Source organism: Clostridium sp. (genome assembly GCF_029267215.1).
Lineage (GTDB): Bacteria > Bacillota > Clostridia > Clostridiales > Clostridiaceae > Sarcina.
In genome coordinates this window covers 20,773-27,500 of sequence record NZ_JARIDH010000004.1, presented here as the reverse complement: position 1 = coordinate 27,500, position 6,728 = coordinate 20,773, and the positions used below count along the sequence as shown (strand labels likewise).

Genomic DNA, 6,728 nt, shown 5'->3' with positions numbered 1-6,728 from the left:
ATACGCTACTAATCCTCTTTCTGCTAATATATTCATTAAAGTACTTTTACCTACTCCAACAACTCCATCTACAACTATCATTTCCCAACTTCCTCTCCTATCTATTCTATTTAATATCTCTCTGTAAAGATTTGTTTTTGTGTTTAGAGACAATTTTGTTCCTCCTTAAGTTTTATAAGCTTTCGTTTATCTTATAAAATATTTTGTGATCTCTCCATTCTCCGTTAATGTATAAATATTTCCTACTTACACCTAATTCTTCAAAATCACATGCTTTTAAAACACTTTGAGATCTTTCATTTTCCAATAAAGTTGATGCTTCTAATCTATGTAAACCCATTTCTTCAAAAGCGTAGTTACATACTTTTCTAAGCACTTCTTTCATATATCCCTTACCTTGATGGTCTTTATCTATTGAATATCCTACAAATGCACTTCTTAATATTCCATAAACTATATTTGATAATTTAATCTTTCCTATAAGTTTTTCATCCTTAAATATTCCTAAATCTATTGATGTCCCATCTATAAACTGTCTAAAACTTTCTGTTAGAATTTCCTTTTGTCCTTCATAAGTGTAAAAACTACTATCTCTAGTAGGCTCAAATTGCTTTAAATGATTTTCATTTTTGATATAGTAATCAAGCATTTCTTGTGTATGCTCTGGTGTTAAATTTCTAAGTACTAATCTTCTCGTATTTAATTGAAATTGAACTATTTTAACCTTATCTGTGAAATCATTTATGTTTATACCCATAATGTATTCATCTTTTTGATTTCCATTAGAACATACATTATCAGATATTATACCTTCAAGCATAAAACCTAAATCTAAGTAGGCGTTAAAATTATTTATGTCTGAAACATACATATTAACCTTATATATATCCTTCTTAGCAAATAAAACTTTTAGTATTTTACTTAAAGTTTCTTTCATTAGCTTATAATTATCTTCTTTGTAAAACTTAAACTTAACATCAGCTTTTTTATTTTTAGAATCTATTTCTTTTAAATAGAATCTTCCAAGTATTATGCCAACCTTATCTTTTACAACGTACTCTCTATCATTTCCCCTTGTAGCTTCTATTAATATATTCTTATCAAAAGACATAATTTACTCTCCAATTTAATTATTGATTTTACCTGATAATTTATTTTTAGTATTTACATATAAATATAACATTAAAGCTGCAGATAAAATTGCACTGGCTGGTATTATATAGAAAGCTTTATCAACACCAATACTTTCGTTTAATATTCCTATTGCTTTATTTAGAATCATTCCAACTAAACTAGCTGCTGTTATTACTATTCCTGTTATATAAGCTACATGTTTATCAAAGACTTTGCTTATACTTAAAACAGTTGTTGGGAATGTTATTGAGAAAAATAAACCTGATAAAGATATTATTACCATACCACTTCCACCTAGTAATAAACCAATTATACACAATATAGAACCTATTAATAATGTCTTGTATAAAATGTTGAAATATCCTCTTTTTTCTACAACAAATCCACCAAATAATCTTCCTATTGTAAAAATTGCGAAGAATAAGGATAAGTATATTCCTGCTTTTTGTTCATTAATATCGTAGCCAAACTTCATATAGTTTACAAACCAATTTGATATTCCTTGCTCTGTAAATACGTATAATCCTAAAGCAAGCATATAAGCCACTATTAATTTATTTCCTAAAGCTTCTTTCAAACTCAATTTTTCTTCTTTTTTAACAATTTCAGTTCTTGGTATTCTAACAAATATAAAACATATAAATACAACTAAATAAATTATTCCTACAAATAAATATATTGTTCTCCAATCTACCCCTCTTGAAGTTAGGGCTCCAAATAGTCCTTGTCCAATAGATGAACCTAATCCATAGCAAGCATGCATTACATTCATAATTACGTTTTGAGCTGTCAATGCTATTATAGGAAGTATTGTATTACATGATATTGCCACCATGGCTATCCCTGCACTACTTGCCACCATTCCAGTGTATAACATTAAATAATTCTTTGTAAAAGACAAAAATACAAGTGATAAAGCTATCACCATTAATCCAATAAGAAATACTTTCTTTTGTCCAATTTTTTCACATAATGTCCCACCTATAAATGTTAATACCATGTATGCAGCAGAAGTTGAAATAAGCATATTACTTATTGTATTATCATTTACTCCAAATTCTTGTTTAAATACAGGAATGAATATTCCTTTTGTATTTTCAACAATTGCTGCTAATATCATCATTATAAATAGGAATGCTAATGCAATATAATTTTGTTTTTTTCTACTCATTATTATTCCTCCTTATTTTTCAATAAACAGAGTATAAAAAATTATACCATAAAAAAGAGAGATTAGTCCGTAATAATCCCTCTTAAAATCTTACTTTCCAAGATTTCATCTTTAGTTCATATTTATATATTTTTATAGCTAATTTGAATATCTGCTAAGAAAAAACACCTAAGAATTACTTAGATGTTTTTCATATATATTTTATAACTTATTTTCTATTAATTAAAGATATTCTTTTATTAAATCTTTTACTACTTCTGATGCAATTATCATACCTGCAACTGGTGGTACAAATGATATACTTCCTGGAATTTGTCTTTTTTCTGCACATTTCTTAGTTCCCCCTGTACAAACACATCCAGTTTTACAAGTAATAACATCCTCAACTTTTGGTTTTCTTGGCATTTCTTCTGAATAAACTACCTTTAATTTTTTAACTCCTCTTTTTCTAAGTTCGTATCTCATAACCTTAGCAAGTGGACAAACTTTAGTTTTATATATATCAGTTACTTTAAATTCTGCTGGATTTAATTTATTTCCTGTTCCCATTGAACTCATAAGCTTTATTCCTTTTTTTTCACAATAAACAGCAAGTGCTATCTTAGCTGATACTGTGTCTATTGCATCTACCACATAATCAACATCATCAGGTATTATTTCTTCTAAATTATCTGGTGTAACGAAAACTTGTATTGTTTCCACATTACATTTTCTATTTACTGAAAGAACTCTATCTTTCATAACCTCTACTTTGTCTTTGCTTATAGTACTATATGTAGCATGTATTTGTCTATTTAAGTTTGTTAAACACACAGTATCATCATCTACTAAAATTAGATTTCCTACTCCTGCTCTTGCTAAAGCTTCAACTGTGAAGCTTCCTACTCCACCTACTCCAAATACCATTACTTTGCTCTTAGCTAATTTATCCAATGCATCTTTACCTATAAGTAACTCTGTTCTTGATAGCGAATGTTGTAACATAAAATTCCTCTCCTTTGTAAATTATAAATTTCCCCTATGTTAATCTTCCAATAATATTATCAATTAAATATGTAATTCTTGTGATTTACCTACACACAAATCCATTATTTATTATATGCATTCTACTAAGTATAAATAAAGTTTTTATGTAGAATAACATATAACATCTTATTTTATCAACAAATACTCATAAAATCTTCTTTTTTATTCTAAAATATTATTAATATTTTTTCATGATTAATTTTTTAAACATTAAATTCCTATGATATGAAGTTTTTTTAATATATAATAGCCTTATGAATTTTATTTTGAGGAGGATTTAGAAATGACTTTAGGAATAATTGCTGCTATGAGCGAAGAATTAGAAATACTTCTACAAGATATGGAGGTAAAATCTAAAGATAATAAAGCTAACATGACTTTCCACCAAGGAAATCTTTGGGGACAAGAAGTTGTAGCTGTAGTTTGCGGTATAGGTAAGGTTAACGCTGCTATATGCACACAAATATTAATAAGTGAATATAAAGTTGATAAGGTTATAAACGTAGGTGTTGCTGGTGGAATAGGTATGGAAATACTTCCTGGTAACGTAGTTATAGCTGATTCATTAGTTCAATATGATATGGATACAACAGCTTTTGGAGATCCTATGGGACAAATTCCAAGATTAGATACATTTGATTTCAAATGTGATAAAGGATTAGTTGAACTTTGTGAAAAAGCTTGTAAAGAAAATGAAGAAATAAAAAGTTTTAAAGGAAGAATAGTTACTGGAGACCAATTCGTTGCTAGCGTAGAAAAAGTTAAATGGTTAGAAGAAGAATTTGGTGCTGCAGCTTGTGAAATGGAAGGTGGAAGTATAGCTCACGTTTGCTACTTAAACAATATTCCATTCGTTGTTATAAGATCAATCTCTGATAACGCAAATAATGGAGCACATATGGACTTTGCTGAGTTTACTGCTATCGGAGTTAAAAACTCAACTTCTATCTTAAAATCAATGATTTTAAAAATGGCTTAATAAAAAATTTTCTCATTTTTATAAAAAAGGTGCTATATCACTCATTTTAAGTAATATAGCACCTTAAATTACCTCTAAACTATAAACATATTTAAAATTTTATATTTTATAAAAGTATATTTCTGTTTAAATCATATCTTGTAAAAGATTAAACTTATTTTCCATCTCTATTTCACAAGTTCCACTATGAAACTTAATACAATTTAAACAACTCTTGCAAGAATTCATTGAAGATATAGCTTCTCTATATCTAGATGTATATGAATCACAATTTTCTGCCATATCTATAAACTCTTCACTCATAGCCATAAGAATTCTCCTTTCTTAGAAAATACTATATATCTTTAGTATTTTCTAAGAAAGGATTTTTATACTAATTATTCTTCATCATCATTCCAAAATAAAACTGATTCTGTTTCTCTGCAATACTTAACACATATACATTGTCCTAAATTTCTAGGACAAAGTCTACAAAGACAAGTTTGCTCAGTCCCATCACACTTATTGTTTTTAAAATCTATACAATACTTACAATTAATACTTGTTCCTACTGCCATAATAACACTTCCTCCTACCTATATTCACATACTTTTAAGTATATCACTTTTAGAAGAAGCTTAAAATTGCTAACTTAATTCCTCTTCAACGAAAATTTTTATTATTTCATCCGATCCATCATCTACATTAAATTTTTCTTCTGTTATTTCAACTATATCATCTATATCTTTTACTTCAAGTTGTTCTAAATGATTTTTTATACTTATTTCAGATATATCAAATTCTTCTTTTATTTCTTCATAATTTACTATATCATCAAGATTAACACTCACTTCAACTAATTCTGGTGTTTTTATTTCTTCATATACTTTTTCTTCTATATTTTTTTCAACTTCATTGCCATTAGCTACTACATTGCTTTTATCTGACTTATACTCTAAATTCTCATATTTTTCATCAAAGAATTCCTGCTCTACTTTATAATCTGCTTCATAACTTAGCTTATAATCTTCTTTATAATCTACTTTTAAAGTGGCTTTTTCAAAAGCTTCTAAACTTTCTGAATCATCTTCTAAAACTCCAAATTTTTCCTCTTCACCAATATTATAAATTAGTCCAGAAATTTCATTTATACCTTCTTTTTCATTCCTATTGCTATTCTCAAATACTTTTAAATCCTCTTCTTTTTCTAATTTATTTTCTTTCAAACACTCTGTTATCATAAATTTAGATCTATATAATGATTCTAAGAACCAATAAATTATAAAAGCAAAAATTAATGAAGCAATGTTCACATAAAAAGTCCCATCAACATAGGTAATGCTAGGCATAAACATTATGGAGAAATATCCAACTGCTGATACAAAACAAAAACTTACCAATAAACTCATAAATATATATATTATATATCTTGGTATTTCAAAGAAGTAATGTCTATTCAAACTCTTTTCATCTATAATATTAACTGAAATATAAGTCAAATAAATCAACAAAACAGTTATTGCTAATAATATAGAAATAACTATTACTTGCCTTCCTATTGAAAAATTAACTGAATTAAAATTTAAATCAATAAAACTAAAAACTCTTAAAATATTTCTCCCAATACTCCATAATATATCTCTAATAAAAGCTAATCTATCACTTATTAAAAGATTACTAACACCAAAAAATATTATTAATCCTTCTGTGAAAAATATAGGAACTATCCCTGCTAAAAATCTATCATTAATCAATATGTTCATAAAGAAAACTACTGTTGAAAATAAAATACCAATTACAAAAAAATAAAAACAACTTAATACTAATTGAGAGTAAGTAAATATATCATCATAAAAAAAATAACAACTCACTTTTATTACTATGTTAATAGCCATAGGTATAATAATTAATCCATAAACACATATGACTTTATTAAAAAAATATTTTTTTCTTCCCTCATCACCTAATTTTATAGCTTCTCTAATTTCATCCTTCTTATTCTTAAACAACAATCCTATAAAAATAATGCACATTAAAAATAAAATACTTCTATCTAAATAAGTCGCAGAAAAACATTTTTTTATTATAACATCTTCAACTATTCCATCTGTACCTTTAAACTTCATCTTTATCATTTCATAATTTCCTGTAATAAAAAATAAACCTATACTTAAAATAACCCATCCAATAATCATCCTTAGTTTATATTTTTTAAACCACAAATTGCTTATTAACTTTCCCATAAAACTCTCCATTCTTAAAAGTAAATATAAACTCTTTACAATATACTTTCTCAAATAGATTTTTATGATTTTATTCTCTAAAATAAGTAGCAAATTATCTTTTAATACATATATTAATATAAAGAATGTTTAATTACTTCTTCAATTTTGACTACTCCTCTCCTTAAAATAGAAGAAGTTTTTATGCATTTCTTGT

The 6,728-nt window shown here is 26.5% G+C and carries 8 protein-coding genes (1 of these 8 running past the window's edge); 1 reads left to right on the top strand and 7 read right to left on the bottom strand.

What is annotated here, in order from left to right; all coding sequences use genetic code 11:
• From Q1K13_RS00340 to Q1K13_RS00325, 4 genes are all read right to left on the bottom strand, one after another.
• Positions 1 to 153, bottom strand: the beginning of a protein-coding gene (locus Q1K13_RS00340) for a deoxynucleoside kinase (protein WP_300346512.1). Its footprint begins 531 nt before the window's first position; 153 of the gene's 684 nt are visible here — the first part of the coding sequence; it begins with the start codon at positions 151 to 153; its stop codon lies off the left edge, out of view.
• 19 nt (positions 154 to 172) lie between these two features.
• Positions 173 to 1,111, bottom strand: a complete 939-nt coding sequence (locus tag Q1K13_RS00335; protein ID WP_300346510.1) for a GNAT family N-acetyltransferase — start codon at positions 1,109 to 1,111, stop codon at positions 173 to 175.
• A 15-nt stretch (positions 1,112 to 1,126) separates the two neighbouring features.
• Entirely contained in the window at positions 1,127 to 2,305 is a 1,179-nt protein-coding gene (locus Q1K13_RS00330) for an MFS transporter (protein ID WP_300346507.1), read from the bottom strand.
• A gap of 222 nt (positions 2,306 to 2,527) precedes the next feature.
• Positions 2,528 to 3,289 carry a tRNA threonylcarbamoyladenosine dehydratase gene (locus tag Q1K13_RS00325; RefSeq protein WP_300346504.1) on the bottom strand — a complete coding sequence of 254 codons (762 nt, stop codon included), beginning with the start codon at positions 3,287 to 3,289 and terminating at the stop codon, positions 2,528 to 2,530.
• Positions 3,290 to 3,614: 325 nt separating this feature from the next.
• Between Q1K13_RS00325 and Q1K13_RS00320 the strand changes: the two genes are divergently transcribed.
• A complete protein-coding gene (locus Q1K13_RS00320) occupies positions 3,615 to 4,310 on the top strand; it encodes a 5'-methylthioadenosine/adenosylhomocysteine nucleosidase (protein WP_300346502.1) in 696 nt (231 codons plus the stop codon).
• A gap of 126 nt (positions 4,311 to 4,436) precedes the next feature.
• On the opposite strand, the gene Q1K13_RS00315 is transcribed toward Q1K13_RS00320, so the two are convergent.
• The 3 genes from Q1K13_RS00315 to Q1K13_RS00305 form a co-directional block, all read right to left on the bottom strand.
• On the bottom strand, positions 4,437 to 4,619 hold the full coding sequence (locus Q1K13_RS00315) for a hypothetical protein (protein ID WP_300346499.1): 183 nt from the start codon (positions 4,617 to 4,619) through the stop codon (positions 4,437 to 4,439).
• Positions 4,620 to 4,687: 68 nt separating this feature from the next.
• Complete coding sequence (locus Q1K13_RS00310; RefSeq protein ID WP_300346496.1) at positions 4,688 to 4,867, bottom strand: hypothetical protein; 180 nt, start codon at positions 4,865 to 4,867, stop codon at positions 4,688 to 4,690.
• A 69-nt stretch (positions 4,868 to 4,936) separates the two neighbouring features.
• Positions 4,937 to 6,532, bottom strand: a complete 1,596-nt coding sequence (locus Q1K13_RS00305) for an ABC transporter permease (RefSeq protein ID WP_300346494.1) — start codon at positions 6,530 to 6,532, stop codon at positions 4,937 to 4,939.
• Between the last annotated feature and the right edge of the window lie 196 nt (positions 6,533 to 6,728).